General features: G+C 63.0%; 14 protein-coding genes and 2 riboswitches. Of the genes, 6 read left to right on the top strand and 8 right to left on the bottom strand.

Going from position 1 to position 22,002, the window contains the following annotated elements; genetic code table 11:
• Positions 1 to 27 precede the first annotated feature (27 nt).
• Together KVG91_RS25545 and metH are read right to left on the bottom strand one after the other, a co-directional pair.
• The gene (locus tag KVG91_RS25545; protein WP_169377230.1) at positions 28 to 4,866 is read right to left on the bottom strand and encodes a hypothetical protein; all 4,839 of its coding nucleotides are present in this window, start codon (positions 4,864 to 4,866) and stop codon (positions 28 to 30) included.
• A gap of 90 nt (positions 4,867 to 4,956) precedes the next feature.
• The gene (gene metH, locus KVG91_RS25540) at positions 4,957 to 8,667 is read right to left on the bottom strand and encodes a methionine synthase (RefSeq protein ID WP_169377229.1); all 3,711 of its coding nucleotides are present in this window, start codon (positions 8,665 to 8,667) and stop codon (positions 4,957 to 4,959) included.
• 269 nt (positions 8,668 to 8,936) lie between these two features.
• Between metH and KVG91_RS25535 the strand changes: the two genes are divergently transcribed.
• Positions 8,937 to 9,959, top strand: a complete 1,023-nt coding sequence (locus KVG91_RS25535) for an acyltransferase family protein (protein WP_169377228.1) — start codon at positions 8,937 to 8,939, stop codon at positions 9,957 to 9,959.
• Between the two features lie 59 nt (positions 9,960 to 10,018).
• Positions 10,019 to 10,603: a Fe-S biogenesis protein NfuA gene (nfuA, locus tag KVG91_RS25530; RefSeq protein ID WP_003173594.1), complete on the top strand. Its 585-nt coding sequence runs from the start codon at positions 10,019 to 10,021 to the stop codon at positions 10,601 to 10,603.
• Positions 10,604 to 10,810: 207 nt separating this feature from the next.
• Here the strand turns inward: nfuA and cobM are convergent, their stop codons facing one another.
• From cobM to KVG91_RS25505, 5 genes are all read right to left on the bottom strand, one after another.
• Positions 10,811 to 11,557: a precorrin-4 C(11)-methyltransferase gene (cobM, locus tag KVG91_RS25525; RefSeq protein WP_169377227.1), complete on the bottom strand. Its 747-nt coding sequence runs from the start codon at positions 11,555 to 11,557 to the stop codon at positions 10,811 to 10,813.
• Between the two features lie 71 nt (positions 11,558 to 11,628).
• Positions 11,629 to 12,021 (bottom strand): cobalamin biosynthesis protein, encoded by a 393-nt coding sequence (locus KVG91_RS25520; RefSeq protein ID WP_169377226.1) that lies wholly within the window; start codon positions 12,019 to 12,021, stop codon positions 11,629 to 11,631.
• Positions 12,018 to 12,722 carry a CbtA family protein gene (locus KVG91_RS25515; RefSeq protein WP_169377225.1) on the bottom strand — a complete coding sequence of 235 codons (705 nt, stop codon included), beginning with the start codon at positions 12,720 to 12,722 and terminating at the stop codon, positions 12,018 to 12,020. Before KVG91_RS25515 ends, KVG91_RS25520 begins: the two co-directional genes overlap by 4 nt.
• A gap of 11 nt (positions 12,723 to 12,733) precedes the next feature.
• The gene (locus KVG91_RS25510; protein WP_169377224.1) at positions 12,734 to 12,922 is read right to left on the bottom strand and encodes a CbtB domain-containing protein; all 189 of its coding nucleotides are present in this window, start codon (positions 12,920 to 12,922) and stop codon (positions 12,734 to 12,736) included.
• 95 nt (positions 12,923 to 13,017) lie between these two features.
• A riboswitch (cobalamin riboswitch) is annotated at positions 13,018 to 13,221 on the bottom strand.
• Between the two features lie 68 nt (positions 13,222 to 13,289).
• The gene (locus KVG91_RS25505) at positions 13,290 to 13,721 is read right to left on the bottom strand and encodes a hypothetical protein (RefSeq protein WP_169377223.1); all 432 of its coding nucleotides are present in this window, start codon (positions 13,719 to 13,721) and stop codon (positions 13,290 to 13,292) included.
• 228 nt (positions 13,722 to 13,949) lie between these two features.
• Positions 13,950 to 14,149: riboswitch (cobalamin riboswitch) on the top strand.
• Positions 14,150 to 14,242: 93 nt separating this feature from the next.
• On the opposite strand from KVG91_RS25505, the gene cobW reads away from it, so the two are divergent.
• From cobW to KVG91_RS25485, 4 genes are all read left to right on the top strand, one after another.
• Positions 14,243 to 15,304 carry a cobalamin biosynthesis protein CobW gene (cobW, locus tag KVG91_RS25500; protein ID WP_169378210.1) on the top strand — a complete coding sequence of 354 codons (1,062 nt, stop codon included), beginning with the start codon at positions 14,243 to 14,245 and terminating at the stop codon, positions 15,302 to 15,304.
• A 3-nt stretch (positions 15,305 to 15,307) separates the two neighbouring features.
• A complete protein-coding gene (gene cobN / locus KVG91_RS25495; RefSeq protein ID WP_169378209.1) occupies positions 15,308 to 19,069 on the top strand; it encodes a cobaltochelatase subunit CobN in 3,762 nt (1,253 codons plus the stop codon).
• A 141-nt stretch (positions 19,070 to 19,210) separates the two neighbouring features.
• Positions 19,211 to 20,209, top strand: coding sequence for an ATP-binding protein (locus tag KVG91_RS25490; protein ID WP_169378208.1), 999 nt, complete (start codon positions 19,211 to 19,213; stop codon positions 20,207 to 20,209).
• A gap of 53 nt (positions 20,210 to 20,262) precedes the next feature.
• On the top strand, positions 20,263 to 20,865 hold the full coding sequence (locus KVG91_RS25485) for a vWA domain-containing protein (RefSeq protein WP_169378212.1): 603 nt from the start codon (positions 20,263 to 20,265) through the stop codon (positions 20,863 to 20,865).
• A gap of 108 nt (positions 20,866 to 20,973) precedes the next feature.
• Here KVG91_RS25485 and KVG91_RS25480 read toward each other — a convergent pair whose 3' ends face one another.
• A complete protein-coding gene (locus tag KVG91_RS25480) occupies positions 20,974 to 21,921 on the bottom strand; it encodes a DUF1853 family protein (RefSeq protein WP_169378207.1) in 948 nt (315 codons plus the stop codon).
• Positions 21,922 to 22,002 lie beyond the last annotated feature (81 nt).

Genomic DNA, 22,002 nt, shown 5'->3' with positions numbered 1-22,002 from the left:
CTGTCTGACCAACAGCATAGCCAAACCTCAGGGGTTTGCCTTGGGCGGCACGGGTTCCAACGTCAGGAACAGCTCGCGGTCCAGCGGTGGCTTGATCACGACCTTCTCAAGGTTGACCAGGGCCCGGTGGCTGGTGCGCGCTTGCTCGATCAATTCCTTGCGGGTGAAGAAGCGTTCTGCCCGGGTCTTCAAATGTCCGTACGCGGGCTCCAAGGCTGGCGTGTCCGCTTTTGGGTAATGAAAGTGCGCATACCACAACACCGTCTCTTCAGCGGCTTTGCCTTCTTTTATCAAGCGTTTGTCGCGCACGGCGTATTCGGTCAGGTAGTCGCCAGTCTTCAAGCGCACACGGCTGCGCACCAGATTGATATCGACGAAGCCCTGTCGCCATAAATAGGCGATATTCGCGGGCCTGGGCCGTTGCTGCATGAACCCTTCGCCGCACACCTGGCGTGCCCGTTCGCGCAAGCGTTGCGCTTCGCTGCGATAAGCGCTGATCAGCGCGGAGGCCTGCTCCTGCGCGCCGTGGTCGCGGGCGACTTCCTCGGCCAGCACCTCCAGCTGGCTGGCCTGCGGCGTTAGCATCTCCGCCCATTCCAGCGGCCGCACGGTTTCGCGACGGGTGGGGTCCTGCAGTTTTTTCTGCTGGTCGCGAATCGTACGCTCGATATTCCCTCGTCGTGCCTTCACGGTTTCCGCCTGGTCTTTAATGACTTCCAGGCTGCGAATCAAGGGGGCGGACGATGGCGCTGGCGTCGAAGGTGGCGCCACTTCTTCCCAAAAACCTTCGCTGGCATGTTCGTGGTAGGTGGCGACGACCTTTTGGGTGATGGGGTCCTGGATCCTGACAAACCTGCCGGCGCTATTGGCCTCGTCCGGTTGCAGGTCACCCACCAAATGCTGATGAGTACGGGTCCTGAAGACGACCTTGCCAGGCCGCCTGCCGCGGGTAACAGCGCTGGGTGTCTGTAAGGGGGCAAAGCCCTCATCGACGAGGATCAGGTCGGCCAGCTGGGTTTCAAGGCTTTGGCGTGCCTCGCTCAAGTGCTCGAGGAAGGGCGTGCGATAGTCTTCGCGTATAAATCCGGAGCCCATCTCGACCAGCGAGTTGACGGCGTTTTCCAGTTGCTCATAGAGCTCGAGCACGCCCTTGAGCACATCCATTTGCTCGGCTGTCGAGTAGCCGCCGGCGTCGCGCAATTGCGCATGGGACAGAATGATGCTCTCGCGCTTGGGGTCAGACAACGTCAGCACGAACGGCCCCTCGCTCGGCTCACGGGAGCCGTGGCTATGGTTTAACACAAGCTCGGAGAGGAATATCAGCAGGCTTTGTTTGATGGCAACCGAGGGGACGACTGCAGGGACCGTCTTGTCTTGCAGCAGGCTTTTACGCAGCGCGGGGTCGGCTTCGCGCAGGATGCCTTCCATTTTCTCCGCCAGCCCATGCAGCTGTTTGAACACCTCGAACTGTTCTTTCCACAGCAGCAGGAGCTCCTGATAAGCGTCTGTGACACCTGTCTGCAACTCGGCGTTGGCTCGATCATTGAGTTCGGCGTAGCTTTCGCCCCGCTCGGTTTCGAAACTGTCAGTGAATCGATGTAACTCGAAATTATAGAGCGTGCCCCAGTATTGATAGAGGTAGCCGCGCGTGATATCGGTTTTGCGTTTGTAACTCGGGTTCGCCTTGTCGATGGCCAGCAATTCTTCGGCCTTGTCCTGATACCGTTGCACCGTGGGCAGAAAGTCCTCCTTGGCTTGTCGATAGTTGGCGTAGGCAATATCGAGTTCGGCCCTGGCCATGGCGGTCTTTTGTTGTTCCGCCTGATGACGTTTGCTGAGCGCTTCGCGCAGCTCTGGAAGGGCCTTGCCGAGTAATACCCAGATTTGGCGCTGGGTTTTTTTCTGTTGTTTCAGCCTGGCGCTGGCCACATTGAGCGCTATCACGATGGGCGCCGCGTCGCGGTCGCCTTGTACGAACTGCTCGCCCAGCGCTTGCAGTTGCGCGGATAACCCCTGCACGCGCTCCGCATGGTTCAGCCGCCAGGCCGTGCGCCGGTCCCTGGGCATGCCGCCCTCCAGCCTGGCCCCTCGATCAAGGCGCCAATGCCCCTGGCCATCGCTTGTCAGTTTGAAGCCGGGTCGCAGGGGGTGCTGCGGATGAACCAGGTACACCTCACCGAATCCAGGCACCACGGCGACTTGGAACAACAGACCGCCGAGGCTGGCATGCCAGTGATCGCCGATCCGATACAGCCCCTTGCACGGCCCGCTGGCTTCAGCGGCCGGCAGGCGCTCCGGCCATGGAACATTCACCTCCAGCAACGCTGCGAGCAGATTTTCGGCGGCTTTGGGGCTGGCGATGGAGCGGCTGAAGTCCAGCGCCGTCTGGCCCGTCAGCGGCGGCTCACCGGGCAGGGCCACCGAACCCTGGCTGACCCGCACCGGCTCTATCGGGTGAGGTGCACTCGCCGGGCGGCGCCAGGCATCGAGGCGTGCGGCGAGGTCATCCGGTGCGCGCTCGTCGAGCGCCGCGGGCCTGGGGTTGGAGGGCGCCGTGGCGTGTAGCAGCACCATTGCCATGTTGAGCAGCAGGTCAATCAGCGCCAGCTCTCGCGTCGTCGCGTCAGTGCTGTCCAGCCCGGCCAGGTCCTGTTCAAGGCTGCTCACCAGGATCATCAACCAGCCCGCCAGCATGGCCGGACCGCGCAGCAACGGCAGGAGCAGCGTATTGAAGAGCAACCAGGCGCCTTCCATCAGGATGGCCCAGCGACTTTCGTGATTGGAGACCGACTCGCGATCCGCCAGGTCCACCAGCGCGCGCGCGGTGCTGCCGAACAAATGGTTGAGCAGTTGGCCGTTGAGCTGGGATTGCAGCCACTGCGCGGCGCCTTCGTCCAGGGCCAGGGTGGCGGGTGCCGGTGGGTCATAGCGAGTGGCGTCATCGCCGCTCAAGAACTGCAGGATATGCGGTTCCTTGATGCCGCCGTTGGCGTAGACCGGCCGGGCCTTGTCGGTCAGCCAGGTCAATACGCTGTCGTGCAGGGCGCCCGGTGTGGCGATGGCCTCCAGCAGCGCCTGGCGGGACGAATATTCGTACAGGCAGTCGGGATACAGCGGCCGATACAACAGGTGCGGGCCGATATTCGCTTGCCTGGGTTCGATGATGAAAAAATTTTCCACCGGGTCGGGTGCTGCATGGGGTTTTCTGCACAGCCCCAACGGGCGCAGCACGATTTCCTGGCCTTCGACCCACCTGTGCGCAGGGTCTTCGCCCATGAGCGCCTTGACGTAGCGATAGCCGGTGGTGGTCAGGCCATATTGGCGGCGGACCTTGAACTCCAGCGCTTGCATCGGCAGGCGCACCTTCAACTCCCGGCAAAACAGCTGCTCCCGATTCCGCGCGTCGCGGCTGTCGGTCAACAGGTGGTCGCGCAGGGTCTGCGGGTAAGCGCTGCCGATGTCGACACGCTGGATCAAGCCTGTGCTGCCGAGCAGGTAGTCGGGCGTCAGCCAGGCAGGCAAGGCGTCTGCAGTTTTCGATGACAGCGTCAACGTGCCCTTGGGTTTGCCCGCAAGGTTCTTCACCGCCAATTCGGTCAACGACAAGCGCACGTGCTGGATAATCCCCGCGCCGCCTGGATAGCCCGCCGCTACGGCAAAATCCAACACCACGTCATCCGGGTCGCAATCGCCATGATCGGCCTGCATCTGCCGACGCAACGCATCGCGGCTGAAGCCATGAATAGACTCGATACCCTCGTTGAAGGAGCGGCCACGGTTTTTTTTAAGCACCTGCGCCATGTCTTGCAGGTGCCGGTGGTAGGCAAACCGATCGTCCGCATTGGCGCGCTGGAGCCAGTCGGGCAATTGCGTGTTGATCTTTTCGAGCACGGCGCGCGCCGCGCCGGGGGTTTTGGCCAGCAACAGCGCCGGGTCGGTGAGTTTATCCAGGCGCGCTGCCAGTGCCTCTTCGCTTTGCGCCGCAAAGGACAGGGACGCCAGCGCCTCAAGCTGCTGATTGAGGATCAGCCCGGCCTGCTGTTCAAACACGTTGCCGTAGGGCTCGTTGCGTCGCCAGGTCAGGCTGTCGAACTGAAACTGGCGCTTGAGTTTTTCCCCCCAGGCTGCGCTGAACGCATCGATGTCGGTAAAGCCTTCGTAGGCTCCGTCGAGACTGCACAGCAACACGTGTTTATCGCGCACCAGCAGCAAATCCGGGGTCAGCAGGCTCAGGGGCTTGCCCGCGCTGAGCAGTGTGCTTTCGATAAAATACGCATAGGTCGCCGGGGTAGACCGCGGCAGGCGCGTGTCCAGTTCCGGCCAGGCGGCCACCGTTGCCAGCATGTCGCGTTGCAGGTCGCTCAGGCCAGCCTGTGCCGTGGCTGCCGCGACCATCTGCCCCTGCAGAAAATCGCCGAGCCACTGCCAGCGACTGTGGCCGTGGCTGTCGAGGGCGTTCCAGTAATCGGCCACGGCTTGTTGATAATCGATGTAGAGCGTTGAGCGCACTTCATCGATGATTTGCGCGATGACCTGCATGTCAATCTCGGCGGAGAGAGGCACGGGCGGCTTCTCGGTCAGGAACAGCGAACGCCCATGGCGCGGCGCAAAGTCAAGCAATTGGGGGTTGTACACATGGGCAATGGCAACGTTCAGCAGCAGTTGCAAGGTAAAGCCGCCGGCGACGGTGGGGCTGGCTAATTTGACCTGCGTCAGGTCCAGCTTCAGGGCTGGATAGCGCTCCAATAGACGGCTGTTCAATGCATTGAACACCACCGATACCAGGCGGGGGCGCGTGGCAAAATGGTTATGAACCGCTCGCGCGGGCAATTGGCTCAGGGCCGTGAGGGGAGCAGGGGTGGGCATGACGAAATCCTTTTTGCTGTGCAAACCGTTGTTGGGTCTGCACAGCAAATCGCATTTCGTGCGCGTCGTTGCGGTAGCGGAGGACCGCCCTTAGTTGTCGTAACCCAGGTTCGGCGCCAGCCAGCGCTCGGTCACGGCCAGGTCCTGGCCCTTGCGCGCGGTGTAGCTTTGCACCTGGTCCTTGTCGACCTTGCCCACGGCAAAGTACTGCGCCTGCGGGTGGGCGAAGTACCAGCCGCTGACCGCTGCCGCCGGGAACATCGCGTAGTGCTCGGTGAGGAACACGCCGCTGCGCCCGGCGTGCATTTCGCGGGCCTCGGGGTCGAGCAACTGGAACAACTGGGCTTTCTCGGTGTGGTCCGGGCATGCCGGGTAGCCGGGGGCAGGGCGGATGCCGCTGTACTGCTCCTTGATCAGCGCTTCGTTGTCCAGTTGCTCGTCCTTGGCGTAACCCCAGTAGTCTTTGCGCACTTGCTGGTGCAGCCACTCGGCGCAGGCTTCGGCCAGGCGGTCGGCCAGGGCCTTGACCATGATCGAGTTATAATCGTCGCCCGCGTCCTGATAGGCCTTGGCCACTTCTTCGGCGCCGATGCCGGCGGTGGTGATGAACCCCCCAATGTAGTCGGTCACGCCGCTGTCCTTGGGCGCCACGAAGTCGGCCAGGGAGAAGTTCGGCTTGCCGTCGGTCTTGATGATCTGCTGGCGCAGGTGGTGAAGCTTTGCAATCGGCTGGCCATCGTCGCCGTAGACTTCCAGGTCATCGTCCTGCACCTGGTTGGTCGGCCAGAAGCCGAACACCGCGCGGGCGCTGATGAGTTTTTCGTCGATCAGCTTGCGCAGCATTTCCTGGGCGTCGGCATACAGCGCGGTGGCGGCTTCACCCACCACTTCATCGGTGAGGATGCGCGGAAACTTGCCGGCCAGGTCCCAGGAGATAAAGAACGGCGTCCAGTCGATGTACTCGGCCAGCACCTTGAGGTCGATATTGTCCAGCACCTTGGCGCCGGTGAAGCTCGGAACCACCGGCGTGTAGCTGCTCCAGTCGAATTGCGGCTTCTTGGCGATGGCCGCCGGGTAGCTCAGGCGTTCGGTACGGGCGCTGCGGTTGGAAGTACGCTCGCGCACGTCGATGTATTCCAGGCGGGTCTTCTCGACAAACGCCGGCTTTAATTCCTTGGACAGCAACTGCGTGGCCACGCCCACCGCGCGGGAAGCGTCGGTCACGTAGATGACCGCATCGTTGCTGTACTTGGGCTCGATCTTCACCGCCGTGTGGGCCTTGGAGGTGGTGGCGCCGCCGATCATCAGCGGCAAGTGGAAGTCCTGGCGCTGCATCTCGCGGGCCACGTGCACCATCTCATCCAGGGACGGCGTAATCAGGCCGGACAGCCCGATGATGTCGCACTTCTGTTCCTTGGCCACCTGCAGGATCTTCTCCGCCGGCACCATCACGCCCAGGTCGACGATGTCATAGCCGTTGCAGCCGAGCACCACGCCGACGATGTTCTTGCCGATGTCATGCACGTCGCCCTTGACCGTGGCCATCAGGATCTTGCCCTTGGCTTCGGGCTTGTCGCCTTTTTCCAGTTCGATGAACGGGATCAAGTGGGCTACGGCCTGCTTCATCACACGGGCGGACTTCACCACCTGGGGCAGGAACATCTTGCCCGCGCCAAACAGGTCGCCGACGATGTTCATGCCGGACATCAGCGGGCCTTCGATCACTTCGATCGGGCGCGCGAACGACTGCCGGGACTCTTCGGTGTCCTCGACAATGTGCGTGGTGATGCCTTTGACCAGCGCGTGTTCCAGGCGCTTGTTCACCGGCCAGCCGCGCCATTCTTCGGTTTCGGCTTCCTTGACGCTGCCGTCGCCCTTGTACTTGTCGGCGATGGCGAGGAGGGCGTCGGTGCCTTCCGGGGTGCGGTTGAGCACCACGTCTTCCACCGCATCACGCAGCTCGGCCGGGATCTGGTCGTAGATCTCCAGCTGGCCGGCGTTGACGATACCCATGGTCAGGCCGTTGCGGATCGCATACAGCAGGAACACCGAGTGGATCGCCTCGCGCACCGGGTTGTTGCCACGGAACGAGAACGACACGTTGGACACGCCGCCGGAGGTCAGCGCATACGGCAGCTCGTCGCGGATATAGGCGCAGGCGTTGATAAAGTCGACGGCGTAGTTGTTGTGCTCTTCGATGCCGGTGGCGACGGCGAAGATGTTCGGGTCGAAGATGATGTCTTCCGGCGGGAAGCCGACTTCATTGACCAGGATGTCGTAGGAGCGTTTGCAGATTTCCTTCTTGCGCGCCTCGGTGTCGGCCTGGCCGGCTTCGTCGAAGGCCATCACCACCACCGCCGCGCCGTAGCGCTTGCACAGCTTGGCGTGGTGAATGAACTGCTCCACGCCTTCCTTCATGCTGATGGAGTTGACGATGCCCTTGCCCTGGATGCACTTGAGGCCTGCCTCGATCACTTCCCACTTGGAGGAGTCGATCATGATCGGCACGCGGGAAATATCCGGTTCGCCAGCAATCAGATTGAGGAAGGTCACCATGGCCTTCTTCGAATCCAGCATGCCCTCGTCCATGTTGATGTCGATCACCTGGGCGCCGGCTTCCACCTGCTGCAGCGCAACTTCGAGGGCTTCGGTGTAGTTGTCTTCACGGATCAGGCGGGCAAAGCGCGCGGAACCGGTGATGTTGGTGCGTTCACCAACGTTGACGAACAACGAGCTGCGATCGATGGTGAACGGCTCCAGGCCCGACAGGCGGCAGGCCTTGGGGATGTCCGGGATGGGGCGCGGCGCGTAACCGGCCACGGCCTTGGCGATGGCCTCGATATGGCCCGGCGTAGTGCCGCAGCAGCCGCCGACGATATTAAGAAAGCCGCTTTGGGCGAATTCTTCGATGACCTTGGCGGTTTGCGACGGCAATTCGTCGTACTCGCCGAATTCGTTGGGCAGGCCGGCGTTGGGGTGCGCGGACACATGGGTGCCGGCCTTGTTCGACAACTCTTCCAGGTAAGGGCGCAGTTCGCTGGCGCCCAGGGCGCAGTTCAGGCCCACGGAAATCGGCTTGGCGTGGGCCACGGAGTTCCAGAACGCTTCGGTGGTCTGGCCCGACAGGGTGCGGCCGGACGCGTCGGTGATGGTGCCGGAGATCATGATCGGCAGTTCGATAGCCAGCGCTTCGAACACGCCCTGCACGGCGAAGATCGCGGCCTTGGCGTTGAGGGTGTCGAAAATGGTTTCGATCAGGATCAGGTCGGCGCCGCCCTCGATCAGGCCTTGGGTGGCTTCGGTGTAGTTTTCCACCAGCTCATCGAAGGTCACGTTGCGGTAACCGGGGTTGTTCACGTCCGGTGACAGGGAGCAGGTGCGGCTGGTCGGGCCGAGCACGCCGGCGACGAAGCGCGGCTTGGCCGGGTTCTCGGCCGTCTTGGCGTCGGCTATTTTGCGCGCCAGACGTGCGCCTTCCACGTTGAGTTCGTAGGCCAGTTCTTCCATGCCGTAGTCGGCCATGGAGATGCGGGTGGCATTGAAGGTGTTGGTTTCGAGGATGTCGGCGCCGGCATCCAGGTAAGCCTTCTCGATCCCGCCGATCACGTCCGGACGCGTGATCACCAACAGGTCGTTGTTACCCTTGACGTCACTTGGCCAATCGGCGAAGCGTTTGCCACGGTAGTCGTGTTCCTCAAGCTTGTAGCTCTGGATCATCGTGCCCATACCGCCGTCGAGGATCAGAATGCGTTCCTTGAGGGCTTGATGAAGGGCTTGCAGACGAACGCTACGATCGGACATGGGACTACTCTGGTCAGGCATTACGGAGGGCATGAATCATAACAAACCTGTGCCGATTTGGAGCATGTGTGGGTTTTTCATGAATTTGGCTCATGTTGGGTGGCGTAATGGCTCGATCACGTGACCGGCCTATCCAGCACAACCAAACCTGAATTGGACATGCGCCGCCATGAGCACCTATAACTACTCTCATTGATCCGGTCATCTCTCCAAACGGGTGCTGAAGCAGTCGGATATTTGCCTTGCGGGATTGGAAAAGGTACTCCGGCATGTTGATTTCAGTGCAGGCATTACGCGGCTTCGCGGCATGGATTGTGGTGGGTGTGCACTTCATGCAGTTGTTTTTCGACTTTGAAGCCCATAACGCGTTGGAATATCTGGTGGCCGATAAAGGCGGTATCGGCGTCGATATTTTCTTTGTCATCAGTGGTTTTGTGATCTTCCTTGCGACGGCGGACAAACCTCTGACCCCCTGGCGCTTTATGCTCATGCGCGTGGCGAGGATCGTTCCAGCGTATTGGTTCTATACCCTGCTGATGGTGCTTCTGGTAGCGTCTATGCCCTCAATGTTTCCCTACGAGCATCTCGAGCCGAGTTACGTGCTCATGTCGCTGCTGTTCATCGCTGCCCCAAGCGAACCGGGAGTGGAGGTCTACCCGCTGCTGGGTGTCGGGTGGACCCTGAATTTCGAAATGTTGTTCTATGGGCTGTTTTCCTTCGCGCTGCTGGTGCGTGAGTCCTATCGCCTGTGGGTAGTGGCAACGTTGCTGTATCTGGTGTGCTACATCGGCCCCGTCCTGGGCTTGGCCAGCGGGTTCTACAGCAACGGGATTGTCCTGGAGTTTCTGATGGGCATTGTGATCGGCATGCTGTATCGCCGTGGCCTGTGCCGGGCCAGGCCTTGGCTGCCGCTGCTGGGTATCGCGGCTGCGTCAATCGCGGTTTATCACGGTGCCGATATACCGCGTGCGTTGGAGTGGGGAGTGCCCAGCGCGATAGTCGTCATCAGTTGTGTGACATTGGAGCCTTATTTTCAGGGCTCGCGGTTTTTGAAGTGGCTCGGGGATTGTTCCTATTCGGTGTATTTGATTCATGTGCCGGTACTCGCCGTTGGGCAATTTGTCGCCGAACGCTTGGGAATAAACCCCTATGCCATGTTGCTGGTGTGCATCGTAGTGACGGCGGTAGGCGCATGGGGGAGCTACCAATGGCTGGAAAAGCGTACTTATCCTGCACTCAAGCGTTGGTTTGGCGTTGAGGAACGAGCGAGTCTTTCCCGACAAAAATACTAGGACTTTGTACCTCGGTAATGATTTGGCGTAAACTGCCGGCAAGCCTGTGAGGAGTTTCCATGACTGCCATAACCATTACCGACGCCGCCCACGATTACCTGGCTGACCTGCTGTCCAAGCAGAACACCCCGGGTATCGGCATCCGCGTCTTTATCACCCAGCCTGGCACCCAATACGCCGAGACTTGCATTGCCTACTGCAAGCCCGGGGAAGAGAAGCCTGAAGACACCGCCCTGGGGCTGAAAAGCTTTACCGCGTATATCGATGCCTTCAGCGAAGCCTTCCTGGATGACGCCGTGGTCGACTACGCCACTGATCGCATGGGCGGCCAGTTGACCATCAAGGCGCCGAACGCCAAGGTGCCGAACGTCAACGCCGACAGCCCGGTCAACGAGCGCATCAACTATTACCTGCAAACCGAGATCAACCCGGGGCTGGCCAGTCACGGCGGCCAGGTCAGCCTGATCGACGTGGTGGAGGACGGCATCGCCGTGCTCAAGTTCGGCGGCGGCTGCCAGGGCTGCGGCCAGGCAGACGTGACCCTGCGCGAAGGCATCGAGCGCACGTTGCTCGAGCGTATCCCGGAGCTCAAGGGTGTTCGTGACGTGACCGACCACACGCAGAAAGAAAATGCCTACTACTGAGTAAGGCGTTCACTGCGAACACAAAAACGGCGCCCGTGAGCGCCGTTTTTTATGCTTTAAATTCAATATCTTGCGATATCTATCAGACAAATTACATCAACTGTGGGAGCGGGCTTGCTCGCGAATGCGTCGTGTCAGCCAAATCATTGGTGACTGACCCAACGCTTTCGCGAGCAAGCCAGCTCCCACCCTTTTGACCGCATTTATTCAGGGGCGATAGAGGTGCGCATGGCTCGCACGATACAGCGACGACTCGCTGAAGCTATCGTTGGCAAGCACCCGCCCCACAATGATCAGCGCCGTGCGCCGAAAGCCTTTGACGGCGACCTTTTTGCCGATATCACTCAGCGTCCCCACCGCCCAATCCTGGTCCGGCCACGTCGCGCGGTGCACCACGGCAATCGGGCAGTCCGCGCCGTAGTGCGGCAGCAGTTCGGCGACGATTTTCTCCAGATGATTGACCCCCAGGTGGATCGCCATGGTGGTGCCATGCCGCGCCAGGCTGTCGAAATCTTCGCCGGCCGGCATGGGGGTCTTGTCCGCGTAGCGGGTCAGGATCAGGCTCTGGGCGATGTCCGGCAGGGTCAGTTCGGTTTCCAGCAATGCCGCGCACGCCGCCACCGCCGTGACGCCGGGAATGATCTGGAAAGGAATGCCCAGCTCCCGCAAATAACGGATCTGCTCGCCGATCGCCCCATACAGGCTCGGATCGCCGGAGTGCACGCGCGCCACGTCATGGCCCTGCGCGTGGGCAGTCTTGATCAGGTCGATGATCTGTTCCAGGTGCAACTCGGCGCTATTGACCAGTGTGTGCGCCTGATGGCCGTCGAGTACCGCCGCCGGCACCAGCGAGCCGGCATAGATGATCACCGGGCAGTCGCGGATCAGGCGTTGGCCTTTGACAGTGATCAATTCCGGGTCGCCGGGGCCGGCACCGATGAAGTAGACGGTCATGGTGGAAATCCTGTTAAAAAACGGCAGAGCATGAAGATTGCTCATGATCGCAGAGGGCGATTATCGGGTTTTCAGCCGGTGCAAGCCAACGCAAAGGTGGCCTGGGCGGTTTTGCGGCGGGTGATCAGCAGGCGGGCGGGGCTGCCGGCAAGCTGCTCGGCCAGAGCCAGGGCGGCACTTTCGGCAATGCCGTAGCAGCCTGTATGGGCAAACGCGACCGCGGATGTGTGGCTCAGGTGTTCGGCATAAGGCGCCAGTTGCTCCACGCTGAAGCACTGAAGCGGCAGGTTCAACAGCGCCGCCAGCGCCAGCAAGCCGGGCTCATCCTGCTTGCGGTCGATACTGGCCAATGCATTGATCCGCTGGCGCTCGATACCGGCTTCGGCAAGCGCGCCGTCAAACAGGGCCAGCAGGGCGTTAACGTCACAACCCCGCTGGCAACCCAGGCCGACCACCAGGATCATGCCGAGTCTCGATCGTCGCGGTTGCGGCGAAACAGCCAGGCGCTGATCAGGCCCAGGGCCAGCCAGAACGCAACATTGGTCAACTGCGACGCGATCTTGAACTGCGCTTCCAGGGCCTCTGGCGCCAGCATCGAATGCACGGGCGGCTGCGGCGCGCCGATCACATGGGGAACGACCAGGATCGCCACGCCCAGCGCCTTGAGCAGCCAGTTGCGGCCAAACACGACCAGGGCGATTCCAGCAGCGGTAGACGCGGCGGTGCCGATCCACCAGATCTGCCGCTGCGCCAGGTCAGCGGCGGCGGTGCCCGGCAGCTCGGGCGGCAAGCCCATGGTCGGCGCCAGCACGAAGGTTGCGTAGCCGGCCAGGCCCCAGAGCAGACCGTGAGCGGTGCGGGTCGGCGCGCGCAGGGTGTACAGGCCCGCAAGCATCAAGGCGAAACCGACGGCGACTACCAGGTTACCGCCCGTGGTGGACAGCACGCGCTGCCAGCCATCTTCCGGCTCCCAAGCCTCTGCGTCGTGGGTGTGAGCCGCAGCACCGGCTGCGTGTTCGTGCGCAACTTCAGTGGCGGCCGGGGCCTGTTCAAAGGTTTCCGCCTGCAGAATCAACGGAGCCACCCAGAAACTTTGCAGCAGGGTCAGCAGCAGGGCGGCCAGCAATCCGGTGAAACCTGCGGTTTGTGCAATACGCTTGATCATCTCGGCAGGCCTCAGTGGCACGGGAACGCGGCGCTGTGGCGGGTATCGTGCGCAGCGTTATGCACCGCCTCGATATGCGAGAAGCCGGCGAAATACACCAGGCAGGCGCCGAGAATCGACGCACCGATGGCGACGGTCAGGCGTTGGCTCAGGGTCGTGGTGCTGCAGGTGGAGTGCGAGGTGCTGCTGATGATCGACATGGCGCGTCCCTTCAGGTGTCAGGGTGAAACGAGCGCATGAAAACCCCGCGAGCCAGGCACGCAGGGTTTTGAACAGCGCCCGCCCACCGCGGGTTTGTTATCTGATTTTTCGGGCCGGTCTCCGGGCTTGCGAGGGGCATCGGGCCTATAAGCATCGCCTTCCCATGCCGTAGAGGCACAGTGGATCTGACGCTTCACTCACTTACCGTTGCGGGGGCAGCACCGGACTTGTCGTAACGCTATGACGCACCGGTTTCCCGTTTCACCCTGTGAAGGGCACCCGAAACAAGATGTTCAGGAGAACACGCTCGACCAATGTGCGTCAAATCCAGGGCGTGCCTGTCATGAGCGTGTTGGGTCCAAGCGATCAAATCCACTTCCCTTGCCTGCAGAAGGTCACAGTACTTTGGTTGGCCCGGATCAGGTAATCAAGGTTTTCGATGTCAAATCGCTGGTCCTCATTTCCCGGAAACCCCAGGAAACCGATACCTATATCCAGTTCACGCAGCAGGTTGGGCCGTTCAAGCAGTTCTTTGGCCGCTGCGGTTGCTTCTGCGGAAAACGTTCGGGTGGTAGGGCGCAACCCCGCTGCTTCTTTCAGTTCGTTGAAGTTTACATACTGATCGTCAGCGCCCGCAGCGTACTCCCGGAAATGCTCTTTAATCATGCTGAGCAGGTGTTTGTTGCCTACATTGCAGTGCGGGTTTGGTAAGTTCGACGTCGAGCGTTTCTGCACCGTATGTTCGGGCGAGCTGCTGGAGAATGACAGCGGCGTGTTGAGGTTGGCGATTGGCAGCATTCTGAATGACTCTTGATTGATGACAGTAGAGTGGCAGTCCTGTCGTCAATCACGTTGATCGACGGCAGTTGCGTTGATAGGTGGCGCCCGCTGCCGAGGCGTTCCCGGGGAAGTCTTTCCCTGTGTTTCACGTCGCCAAGAGGATAATTTCGGTGAGTGTGTGGGGGAGGGGCCAAGCCTGAGCGGCAAGTCCGCCATCGCCGACATTGACCCGCCCCCGCGCACTGCGTAGCCTTGCACCCTCGAGGTTCTTCGGCCCAGGTCGAAGCTAAGAAGGGAACGCGGTTCAAGCCGCGGCTGCCCCCGCAACTGTGAAGGGTTGAGCTGACTGCCACGCCACTGCCATATCGGCGGGAAGGCGCAGTCGGCGCCGGTCGCAAGACCTGCAAGCCCCAAGCCAGGAGACCTGCCTCGCAACCGATTTTCAATTCAACCGGGCGGGGTGATCCGGTGACGAAATCCGCTGCTGCGCGCCGTCGCAGGGCTTCTCGTCCCGTATGCCCGCCCCAAAAGGGCATCCGATGAAAACACTGGCCAAACTTCCCGTCACCATCGTTACCGGCTTTCTCGGCTCGGGCAAAACCACCTTGCTGCGCCATATGCTCGACAACGCCCAAGGCCGGCGCATCGCGGTGATCGTCAACGAATTCGGCGAGCTGGGCATCGACGGTGAAATCCTCAAGCAATGCTCCATCGGTTGCACCGAGGAGGAGGCCAACGGCCGTGTCTATGAACTGGCCAACGGCTGCCTGTGCTGCACGGTGCAGGAAGAGTTCTTCCCGGTGATGCGCGAATTGGTGGCGCGTCGTGGTGACCTTGACCACATCCTCATCGAAACCTCGGGCCTGGCCCTGCCAAAACCCTTGGTGCAAGCCTTCCAGTGGCCGGAAATCCGCAGCGCCTGCACGGTTGACGCGGTGATCACCGTGGTCGACAGCCCGGCCGTGGCCGCCGGCACGTTCGCCGCCTTCCCGGACCAGGTGGATGCCCAGCGCAAACTCGACCCGAACCTGGACCACGAATCGCCGCTGCACGAGCTGTTCGCCGACCAACTGGCCAGCGCCGACCTGGTGATCCTCAACAAGGCCGACCTGATCAGCGCCGAAGACCTGGCCCGTGTGCGCCTGGAAGTCGCCGAAGAACTGCCGCCAGCGGTGAAAGTCATCGAAGCCAGCAGCGGTCGCGTGCCGTTGGACGTGCTGATTGGCCTGGGCGCCGGCTCCGAGGAGCACATCGACGGCCGCCACAGCCATCACGACCACCACCACGAGGGTGAAGACGATCACGATCATGACGCCTTCGACTCCATCTCCATTGACCTGCCACAAGCCGACGAGTCGCTGTTGCTCGACGCCCTGACTCAATTGGTGGTGCAACACGGCATCCTGCGTGTCAAAGGTTTCGCGGCGATCCCGAACAAACCTATGCGCTTGTTGATCCAGGGCGTGGGCACGCGTTTCGACAAGCACTTCGACCGCGCCTGGGGCTTTGAAGAAGCGCGCGTCACGCGCCTGGTGCTGATCGGCCAGGAACTGGACGCCGCCGGCCTCGAAGCGCAACTGCGCGCCGCCCTCAGCGCCTGACCCATGCACCTGCTCAGGACCCAGCCCGGTGGTTTCGTTTCGGACGACAACATCGCCGACCTTGGCCAGACTCCCGCTGAACTGGTGATCCTGTGCAGCGGCGACTCCAGCCTGGCGCTGCTCGCCGAAGCGGCGCAGCAGTTGCCGGACGATTACCCGACCTTTCGCCTGGCCAACCCGATGCAGGTGCAGAACCACGCCTCGGTCGACCTGTACGTCGATGAAGTGCTGCGCCACGCCAAGGTCATCCTGATTTCGCTGCACGGTGGCATCGGCTACTGGCGCTACGGCATCGAGCGCCTGGTCGAATTGGCCGAGCGCGGTGTACAGCTGATCCTGGTGCCGGGGGATGATCGTCCCGACCCGGAGCTCAGCGGCCTCAGCACCGTTGGCGCCCAGGAACGCGACCGCCTCTGGCACTTCCTGCGCCAGGGCGGGCTGGGTAATGCATTGGATTTGTATCGATGCCTGGCCGCGGGCTACCTGGGCCGAGACTACGCCTGGGACGAGCCGCAAACCCTGCCGCGCACCGCGATTTATCACCCGCATTGCGCCAATGCCCGCCTGGAGGATTGGCAGGCGGACTGGAACGCCGACTGGCCGGTGGCGGCGGTGCTGTTCTACCGCTCACATTTGCAGGCGGCCAATACCGGGTTTATCGATGTGTTCTGCCAGCGCTTGCAGGCAGCGGGGCTGAACCCATTGCCGATGGCAGTCGCCAGCCTCAAAGAACCCGGCTGCCTGGCGACGGTCGAGGACTGGCTGGATGAAGTCGGCGCGGCGGTGATCCTCAACACCACCGGCTTTGCCCAGTCCAGCCCGGAGGCTCCGCACCTGCGGCCGTTTCGCCGCAATATCCCGGTGATCCAGGCGATCTGCGCCCAGGACAACCAGCCCGGTTGGGAGGCCAGCGAACAAGGCCTCGGGCCGCGCGACCTGGCGATGCACATTGCCTTGCCGGAACTGGACGGGCGCATCATCAGCCGGCCGATCAGCTTCAAGGACCTGGCGTGGCGCAGCGAGCGCAGCCAGTCGGACGTGGTGTGCTACCGCGCCGCGCCCGAGCGCATGGATTTCGTCGCCGAGCTGGCGCGGCGCTGGGTCGAACTGGCGCGGGTGGCGAACGCAGACAAACGCGTCGCGCTGATCCTCGCCAACTACCCGACCCGCGACGGCCGGATCGGCAACGGGGTCGGCCTGGACACGCCGGCGGCGGCGCTGAATATCCTGCGCGCCCTGCAAGCCGAAGGCTATCCGCTGCCGCACGTGTTGCCCGACAGCGGCACTGAGCTGATCCACGCGCTGCTCGGAGGCGTGACCAACGACCTCGACAGCCTCGATCTGCGGCCCTGCCATCAAAGCCTGGACCTGGACGCCTACGAGGCGATGTTCAAGCGCCTGCCCGAGGCCAACCGCCAGGCAGTCCTGGCGCGCTGGGGCGCGCCGCATAACGACCCGATGTTCCGCGACGGCCGCCTGATGATCGCCGGCCTGCGCCTGGGCCTGACCTTTGTCGGCATCCAGCCGGCGCGGGGTTATCAGGTGGACGCCAGCGCCGTTTACCACGACCCGGACCTGGTGCCACCCCACGGTTACCTGGCGTTCTACTTCTGGTTGCGCCACACCTATGGCGCCCACGCCGTGATCCACGTGGGCAAGCACGGCAACCTGGAATGGCTGCCGGGCAAGGGCGTCGGCCTTTCGGAAAACTGCTGGCCCGATGCGCTGTTGGGGCCGCTGCCGAATATCTACCCGTTCATCGTCAACGATCCGGGGGAGGGCGCCCAAGCCAAGCGGCGCACCCAGGCGGTCATCATCGACCACCTGATGCCACCCCTGACCCGTGCCGAGACCTATGGCCCGTTGCGTAACCTCGAACTGCTGGCCGACGAGTATTACGAAGCCCAGCTGCTCGATCCACGCCGCGCGCTTGAGTTGCAGAAAGACATCCTCAAACTGGTGCGCGAAACCCGTATCGACCAGGAACTGGAACTGGAGAGCGATGCCGACGCGGCTGTGTGGCTGCCGCGCCTGGACACTTATCTGTGCGATTTGAAGGAGTCGCAGATCCGCGACGGCCTGCACATCTTTGGCGAGTCGCCTCAAGGCCGTCTGCGAATCGACACCTTGCTGGCCTTGCTGCGCATCCCGCGTGGCGATGGCCGTGGCGCGCAATCGAGTTTGCTGCGCGCATTGGCCAAGGCGTTCGAGCTGGGCTTTGACCCGCTCGATTGCGCCCTGGCCGAACCCTGGACCGGGCGCCGCCCGCAGGTGTTGCAGCAGACCGACCCGCAGCTGTGGCGCACCGCTGGCGATACCCGCGAGCGTCTGGAGCTGTACGCGGCCCGCTTGATCGAGCAGGCGCTGGAAGGGCCGCTGGAACAGTTGGACGCGCCCGGTTGGGAAGAGGTGAAAGCGGTGATCGAAAGCCTGCGCAGCGTCGTCGCGCCACGCCTGGACGCCTGCGGTCCGGCGGAAATGCGTGGGTTGCTGGATGCCCTGGGCGGCCGCTTTGTGCCCGCCGGCCCCAGTGGCGCACCGAGTCGCGGGCGCCTCGACGTGCTGCCGACCGGGCGAAACTTTTTCAGCGTTGACGTGCGCAACTTGCCCACCACTACCGCCTGGCGCATTGGTTTTCAGTCGGCCAACCTGATCCTGGAACGGCACCTGCAAGACCACGGCGATCACCTGCGCCAGCTCGGCCTGTCGGTCTGGGGCACCGCCACCATGCGCACCGGCGGCGATGATATCGCCCAGGCCCTGGCGTTGATGGGCGTGCGCCCTGTATGGGCGACGGGCAGCCAACGGGTGGACGACTTTGAAATCCTTCCGATCAGCCTGCTCGACCGCCCGCGTGTGGACGTGACGCTGCGTGTGTCCGGCTTTTTCCGTGATGCGTTCGCCAACCTGATTCGCCTGTTCGACGCGGCGGTGCAGGCGGTGGCCGCGCTGGATGAGCCGGATGACATGAACCCGCTGGCCGCCAAGGTGCGCAGTGAGCGTGAGGCGTTGCTCAAGTCCGGTGTGGACCAGGAGGCGGCCACGAGGCAGGCCGGCTGGCGTATTTTCGGCGCCAAACCCGGTGCCTATGGCGCGGGGGTGCAAGGCGCGATTGACGGTCGCCTGTGGCAAAGCCGCGAAGACTTGGCCGAGGTCTACCTGAACTGGGGCGGCTACGCCTACGGCGGCTCCGACGAAGGCACCGCCGCCCGCGGGCAATTCGCCCAGCGCTTGAGCCAGGTGCAGGCGGTGTTGCAGAACCAGGACAACCGCGAACACGACCTGCTGGATTCCAACGATTACTACCAATTCCAGGGCGGCATGCTCGCCGCCGTCGAAACCCTGAGTGGCGACAAGGCTGCCAGTTACCATGGCGACCATAGCCAGCCGGACTTGCCGAAGATCCGCACCCTGAAGGAAGAGCTGAACCGGGTGATCCGTTCCCGCGCCGCCAACCCCAAGTGGATCGAAGGCGTGAAGCGCCACGGCTATAAAGGTGCGTTCGAGATGGCCGCGACGGTGGACAACCTGTTCGCCTTCGACGCCACAACCGCGCTGATCGACGATCATCAATACGCCTTGCTCGCCGACGCCTACCTGCTCGACCCCGACACCCGAGACTTTGTGCAACAGCACAACCCCGATGCCTTGCGCGACATGACCGAACGCATGCTCGAAGCCCAGCAGCGGGGAATGTGGCAAGACCCCGGCGCGTATCGTGAGGCGTTGGAAGACCTGTTGCTGGATATAGAAGAAGACAGCTGAGATGCCGCGCCTGACTGATCGTTCCCACGCTCCGCGTGGGAATGCAGCCCGTGACGCTCGGCGTCACAAAAGCGGACGCAGAGCGTCCACTGAGGCGTTCCCACGCGGGAGCGTGGGAACGATCCATGACCGAGGATTCGCATGACTGATACTCCCCATTTCCCGCTGTCCGCCGTGGTCGGCGCCGACGATTTGAAACTGGCGCTGTGCCTGACCGCCATCGACCCGAAGATCGGCGGCGTATTGATCGAAGGTCCCCGTGGCATGGCCAAGTCGACCCTGGCGCGTGGTTTGGCCGACCTGTTGGCCAGCGGCCAGTTCGTCACGCTGCCGTTGGGTGCCACCGAAGAGCGCCTTGTCGGCACCTTGGACCTGGACGCCGCGCTCGGCGAAGGCCGCGCGCAGTTTTCCCCGGGTGTGCTGGCCAAGGCTGATGGCGGCGTACTCTACGTCGATGAGGTCAACTTGCTGCCCGATCACCTGGTGGACCTGCTGCTCGATGTAGCCGCCAGCGGCACCAACCTGATTGAGCGCGACGGCATTTCCCATCGTCATTCGGCGCGCTTCGTGTTGATCGGTACGATGAACCCGGAAGAGGGCGAATTGCGCCCGCAACTGCTCGACCGCTTTGGTTTCAACGTGGCGCTGAGCGGGCAGACCTTGCCGGCCGAGCGCGGGCAGATCATCCGTCGTCGCCTGGACTTCGACAGCGACCCGGCGGCGTTCTGCGCCCAGTGGGCCGAGCAACAGGGCGCCCTGCGCGAACGTTGCACCCAGGCGCGGGCGCGGCTGGAGCGTATCGAACTGGATGACCAGGCGCTGGCGCAGATCACCGAACGGTGTTTCGCCGCCGGTGTCGACGGGCTGCGCGCGGACCTGGTCTGGCTGCGCGGCGCCAGGGCCCATGCGGCTTGGCGCGGCGCCAGCGCGATCGCCGAGGAAGACATCGAAGCGGTTGCCGAATTTGCCCTGCGCCATCGTCGTCAGGCGCAAACGCCCCCGGCCAGCCCGCCGAGCGAAGGGCAGTCGCCTGAATCCTCCGGCACCTCGCCGGGCCAGGGCCAGTGGGGCGACATGCCCGCAGCGGCCTTGCCCATGGGCGCTCGTCGCGACGTGCCGAGCTGGCCAAAAAAGCCCTAGGCATCCGCCCCCGGCCTGACACGGGGGCGGATGCCCGGCCCAAGGCGGGGCGACTGGACGGCGGCAGGCAGGGCAAGGCGCGCAGCGCGCAGCAGGGCTCGATCAATTGGCCGGGCACTTTGCTCGGCGGTCGGCCGCATTCCCGTGAGGACCTGCGGTTTCACCTGCGCAGCCGTTCGGCCCATGAATTGTGGCTGGTGATTGTCGATGCGTCGGCGTCCACCCGCCGGCATCGTGCGCTCACTGACGCCAAGGGTCTGCTCGCCCAGCTGTTTGATGACGCTTATCGCCAACGGGCACGCATGGCGTTATTGACGGCGAGCGGGCCGTCGCCCAAATGGCAGGTGCAAGGAGTGAAGGCGGCGAAGAGCCTGGCGGGCTGGCTGGAGCAATTGGGCGCGGGCGGCGGCACGCCGTTGCTGGCGGCACTGGCTGAGGCCGGGCAATGGCTGGCGGCGCGGCGCAAGCGCTATCCGGCCGAGCAGCAGCGGTTGCTGGTGATTACCGATGGGCGGCTCAAGGATGTGGCTGCATTACCCGTGCTGGAGTGTCCGGGGTTGCTGGTGGATATCGAGCGTGGGCCGATCAGGTTGGGAAGGGCGCAGGACCTGGCGGTTGGGTTGCAGTTGGATTATCGGCATATTGACAGTATGTAGCGCCTGGACCGTTGTCATCGCAGGCAAGCCAGCTCCCACATTGAAATGCATTCCCCCTGTGGGAGCTGGCTTGCCTGCGATGAGGCCCTCCACTGCACCACAAACCTGTCAGCCCGCCCCCGGCACATTCGGCCAAAGGTCCGCCACCAGAAACAACCGCTCGGCCTCTTCCCATTCCTCACCGACCTGAACCATCCGCACCAACAACTGCGCCGGGGCCATCGGATCCAGGTCGGCCAGCCAACCCTGCATCTGCTCCTCGCTCCACACCTCGCTCGCCGGGTAATGCGCCGGTGCCAGCCAGGCATGCCGGGGCAGGGGTTGCCAGCGACCGGGCGGGCGCGTGCTGACAAATTGCGGCCAATCGCGCTGGTGCAACCAACGCCCGCGCAAGTGCTGCGGGTGAGCGCCCGCAGGCGCCTGGGCTTCGCCGGGCCAGGGATAGAGCAAATACCCGCCCAGCCACAAATGCGCATCGAACTGTTGGATATCCAGCGCGGCCAACGCCTCACGGCTTTCCGCTCGCGCTGAAATCGGCAACTGATGCTGGGCCAGGTGCGCGAGCTTGCGGTCCAGCCGGTCATGGCAACCCGGCCCGAGCCACTGCGCCGTGTCCTGGCCGTTGCCGTCCTGGGGGCCCAGGTAGAGTTTGATCGCCAGTTCCAGGTGATGCACGCCGTCGCGGTCGCGCAGCACCATGTCCAGTTCGCCGAGGGTATGCCCGGCGCGGCGTATCGGCAGGTTGGCGGCCAACAATTCCACGCCCGGTGCGTGCTGCACGGCAAACTGCCACAGGCGTTCGTAATACAGGCCCAGGCGACGGGTGCGGGCCAGGCTCAGCCACTGCTGCAAGGCGCTGCTGTCCTGGTCAAGTTGGCGCAGCCATTGTTCGAGCGCATGCGGCGCCTGCACCCAATCGCTGCCGGCCAGCGGGTGGCGTTGCGGCCAAGGCGTCTGCGCCAGCATCGGTGGCGCGAGCATCACCCACGCCAGGTCGCGCACTTCGGGGTGGCGCAGTTGACGGGGCAGGTTGTGCAGATCCGGGAACACAGTCATGGTCCGAGCATAGCCTTTTAAATTCAGCAAAGGTGGCTGAGAACCGTTGTCATCAAGGGTTCATGGCGACAAAGGATTTTG

Source organism: Pseudomonas azadiae, from assembly GCF_019145355.1.
Classification (GTDB): domain Bacteria; phylum Pseudomonadota; class Gammaproteobacteria; order Pseudomonadales; family Pseudomonadaceae; genus Aquipseudomonas; species Aquipseudomonas azadiae.
Note: the sequence above shows the minus strand (reverse complement) of the source record. Positions and strands in the feature narration are given on the sequence as shown.

Coding starts and splice junctions, on each gene's coding strand:
- KVG91_RS25545 (WP_169377230.1), bottom strand. CDS start 4,866: ATGCCCACCCCTGCTCCCCTCACGGCCCTGAGCCAATTGCCCGCGCGA.
- metH (WP_169377229.1), bottom strand. CDS start 8,667: ATGTCCGATCGTAGCGTTCGTCTGCAAGCCCTTCATCAAGCCCTCAAG.
- KVG91_RS25535 (WP_169377228.1), top strand. CDS start 8,937: ATGTTGATTTCAGTGCAGGCATTACGCGGCTTCGCGGCATGGATTGTG.
- nfuA (WP_003173594.1), top strand. CDS start 10,019: ATGACTGCCATAACCATTACCGACGCCGCCCACGATTACCTGGCTGAC.
- cobM (WP_169377227.1), bottom strand. CDS start 11,557: ATGACCGTCTACTTCATCGGTGCCGGCCCCGGCGACCCGGAATTGATC.
- KVG91_RS25520 (WP_169377226.1), bottom strand. CDS start 12,021: ATGATCCTGGTGGTCGGCCTGGGTTGCCAGCGGGGTTGTGACGTTAAC.
- KVG91_RS25515 (WP_169377225.1), bottom strand. CDS start 12,722: ATGATCAAGCGTATTGCACAAACCGCAGGTTTCACCGGATTGCTGGCC.
- KVG91_RS25510 (WP_169377224.1), bottom strand. CDS start 12,922: ATGTCGATCATCAGCAGCACCTCGCACTCCACCTGCAGCACCACGACC.
- KVG91_RS25505 (WP_169377223.1), bottom strand. CDS start 13,721: ATGCTGCCAATCGCCAACCTCAACACGCCGCTGTCATTCTCCAGCAGC.
- cobW (WP_169378210.1), top strand. CDS start 14,243: ATGAAAACACTGGCCAAACTTCCCGTCACCATCGTTACCGGCTTTCTC.
- cobN (WP_169378209.1), top strand. CDS start 15,308: ATGCACCTGCTCAGGACCCAGCCCGGTGGTTTCGTTTCGGACGACAAC.
- KVG91_RS25490 (WP_169378208.1), top strand. CDS start 19,211: ATGACTGATACTCCCCATTTCCCGCTGTCCGCCGTGGTCGGCGCCGAC.
- KVG91_RS25480 (WP_169378207.1), bottom strand. CDS start 21,921: ATGACTGTGTTCCCGGATCTGCACAACCTGCCCCGTCAACTGCGCCAC.